The sequence below is a fragment of the Hydrogenovibrio sp. genome, assembly GCF_049975065.1.
Lineage (GTDB): Bacteria > Pseudomonadota > Gammaproteobacteria > Thiomicrospirales > Thiomicrospiraceae > Hydrogenovibrio.
This window is the reverse complement of record NZ_JBNGDN010000044.1, coordinates 1-3,220: the sequence shown is the minus strand read 5'-3', so window position 1 is coordinate 3,220 and position 3,220 is coordinate 1. Positions and strand designations below refer to the sequence as shown.

Sequence of the window (3,220 nt, the reverse complement as noted above, 5' to 3'; positions counted from 1 at the left end):
TGAAGCGTTTGCGCGTGAAATGGCGCACGGGTTGTTGTGTCAGACCCCGGGTGTCTCCGCTTGTGGGCAGTGCGCACAGTGTCACCAGTTCCAGCAGGCGACGCATCCCGATTTTTTCGTGCTGCAGCGCTTGGAGGATAAAAAAGAAATCGCCATAGATCAGGTGCGTGAGCTGACCGATAAAGTGAGTCGCACGGCGCATCAGGGCGGTTTCAAGGTGGTGCTGGTGCTGGAATCCGAAACCTTGAATAAGTCCGCTTTTAATGCCTTATTGAAGACTCTGGAAGAACCGCCGGAAGGCACGGTGTTGATTTTGACGACTCATCGTTTGAGCGTTTTGCCGGCGACCATCATCAGCCGGTGTCGCCAAATGGCGTTTGCATCGCCGTCCCGAGAAGTCGCTTTGACTTGGCTGCAGCAGGCGTTACCGCAGACGGATGTGCCGCGTTTAAAAAAAGCCTTGACCTTGAATTGGGGGGCGCCTTTGGCGGCTCGAAACTGGGTTGAAAACAAGGCGTTTGAATGGGAAGCGGCTTGGCAGGACGATCTGCTCAGCTTGCAGCAGGCGCAATTGAGCGTGTCGCAAGCGGTGGAAAAATGGAAAAAATGGCCGCAGCCGGAAGCCGCTTTGGATTATTTCTACGCCTGGTCGGTGCAGCAGGTGCGTTCGGCCTTGTACGGTCAAAAGCACCCTTATAATCCCAACTGGCTGGCGTTTCAAAAAGCGGTGTTGCAGGCGCGTCAATACTGGCACCAGAACGTCAATAAAGATTTGTTGCTGGAAGGCATTTGTCTGGAATGGCTACAACAGCATCAGCCGGATTATCAACCAGGCCTGGCGTTTTCCGGCACCTTGATTCGCGGTCGAGACCTTTAAAAAATAAAACCGAGTTTTACTATGCGAGTTTTACTATGATTATTGATTCACATTGTCACCTGAATATTTTGCCCGATTCCTTTGGTGGCGTGGAAATGGTGCTGGAAAAGGCACATGAGTTGGGCGTCGATAAAATGTTGTGCATCGCCATCGGCCCCGGTGCCTGGCATGAGGTGTTGGCACTGGCCGATGCGCATGACGAAGTCTATGCCGCCATTGGTATTCATCCCTGTGAACCGAGCGATGTGGTCACCACCGATGACGCCTTGTTAAAGGCGGCGTCGCACCCAAAAGTGCTGGCGGTGGGCGAAGTCGGGCTGGATTATTATCATTTTAATGCGGATGAAGAGGACATGACCTGGCAGGCCGACCGTTTTCGGCAAATGATTCGGTTGGCCAAACAATTGGATAAACCCTTGGTGATTCACACTCGAAACTCCACACCGGACTGTTTGCAGATTCTGAAAGAGGAAGGGGCCGACCAGGTCGGCGGCATTATGCATTGTTTTGTCGAAGATTTGGCGACGGCCCAGGCCGCGATGGCGTTGGGCTTCTACATTTCCTTTTCCGGCATCGTGACGTTCAAAAACGCCAAAGAGTTGAAAGAAGTCGCCAAAGCCATTCCACTGGATCGTATTTTGGTGGAAACCGATTCGCCTTATCTGGCACCGGTGCCGTATCGCGGTAAAACCAACCAGCCGGGTTATACCCGTTACGTAGCGGAAGAAATCGCGCGCTTGAAAGACTTGCCGTTAGAAACGGTGGCCGACGCCACGACCGCTAATTTCAAACGTTTATTTAAGTTATGAATCGGTTTCAAGCATGAGTCAGTCTGGAGTAGAGAAAGCGGACGACAGCTTAGTGAGTGTGTCGGCGGATCAGTTGGGGCAATCGGAATCCGCGATGACGCCCACACGCCCTGCGTATAGTTGGCAACGTATTTTTGATCTGGTGCTGCGTCATAAATCCCGCTTGATTAAAGCGCATATCATTGCCTTGTTTGCCATGCTGGCCACGGTGCCTCTGCCATTATTGCTGCCGTTGCTGGTGGACGAAGTGCTGTTGGATAAACCCGGTTGGATTGTGCATTCACTCAATGATGTGATTCCGTTGGCCTGGCAAACCGCTCTGGGTTATATTCTGATTGTGACCTTAATCACGATTCTGCTACGCGTGTTCGGAGTGGTGTTCGGGGTGTGGCAGGTGCAACAATTTACTGTGATTTCCAAAGACGTGACCTTCGGGATTCGCAAGGACTTGCTGGCGCGTATTCAGGGTGTGGCCATGAGTCAGTACGAAACCATGGGCAGTGGCAGTGTCACCGCCACCATGGTGAATGACGTTAATACCATCGACACGTTTTTGGGCACGACCGTCGGCAAGGTGATTTTGGCGATTTTCTCATTGGTGGGCGTCACGGCGGTGCTGTTGTGGCTGCATTGGGAATTGGCGCTGTTCATTCTGTTGATGAACCCGATTGTGGTGTATTTCACCATGCGCATGGGGCGCGCGGTCAAAACCCTGAAAAAAGATGAAAACAGCGCGATTGATGCGTTTCAGCAGGCCTTATCGGAAACCTTGGATGCCTTGCAACAGGTGCGCGCCGCCAATCAGGATACGCCGTTTTTTGGTCGCATTCTCGGTAAGGCACAAGACATTAAGCGCCATTCCGAAGCCTTTACCTGGAAGTCGGAAGCCGCCAGCCGTATTTCGTTTTTGATTTTTCTGGTCGGGTTCGACATTTTCCGTGGCGTCAGTTTTTTGATGGTGGTGTTTTCCAACCTGTCCATCGGTGAAATGATGGCGGTGTTTGGGTATCTCTGGTTTATGATGGGGCCGGTGCAGGAAATTCTGGCCATTCAGTATTCGTACAGTGCCGGCAGCGGCGCTTTGCAGCGCATTAACAGTGTTTTGGATTTGCAGCAGGAACCGCAGTACCCGCAAAAGCAAAATCCATTTGAGGCCGACACCGTTTCGGTGGCGGTGAAAAACCTGTTTTTCCATTATCCCGGCAAGAACGAAGCCGTTTTACACGATTTGAGTTTTACCATTCAGCCGGGTGAAAAACTGGCCTTTGTCGGTGCCAGTGGCGGCGGCAAAACCACCCTGGTGCAATTGCTGCTCGGTTTTTATCAACAGGACGCCGGGCAAGTGTTGTACAACGGTGTGCCGCTTGAAGATATTGGCCAGGCCTGCGTGCGGGAAAATGTGGCGACCGTCTTGCAGCAACCTGTCTTATTCCAGCAAAGCATTCGTTTCAATTTGACGCTGGGGCAGGATCTCAGCGATGAAAAACTGTGGCAAGCCTTGGAAACCGCGCAACTCAAAGACGTGGTGGAAAAG

The 3,220-nt window shown here is 52.1% G+C and carries 3 protein-coding genes; all 3 read left to right on the top strand.

The genetic code is table 11. The features are described 5' to 3' along the window. On the top strand, nucleotides 1–877 hold an 877-nt coding region (locus ACP5D0_RS06520; protein WP_472364856.1), incomplete at its 5' end, for a DNA-directed DNA polymerase. A gap of 35 nt (nucleotides 878–912) precedes the next feature. Beyond that, the gene (locus ACP5D0_RS06515) at nucleotides 913–1,686 is read left to right on the top strand and encodes a TatD family hydrolase (RefSeq protein WP_472364855.1); all 774 of its coding nucleotides are present in this window, start codon (nucleotides 913–915) and stop codon (nucleotides 1,684–1,686) included. A gap of 13 nt (nucleotides 1,687–1,699) precedes the next feature. Continuing rightward, nucleotides 1,700–3,220, top strand: a 1,521-nt coding sequence (locus ACP5D0_RS06510) for an ABC transporter ATP-binding protein (protein WP_472364854.1), incomplete at its 3' end; no start/stop codon positions are given.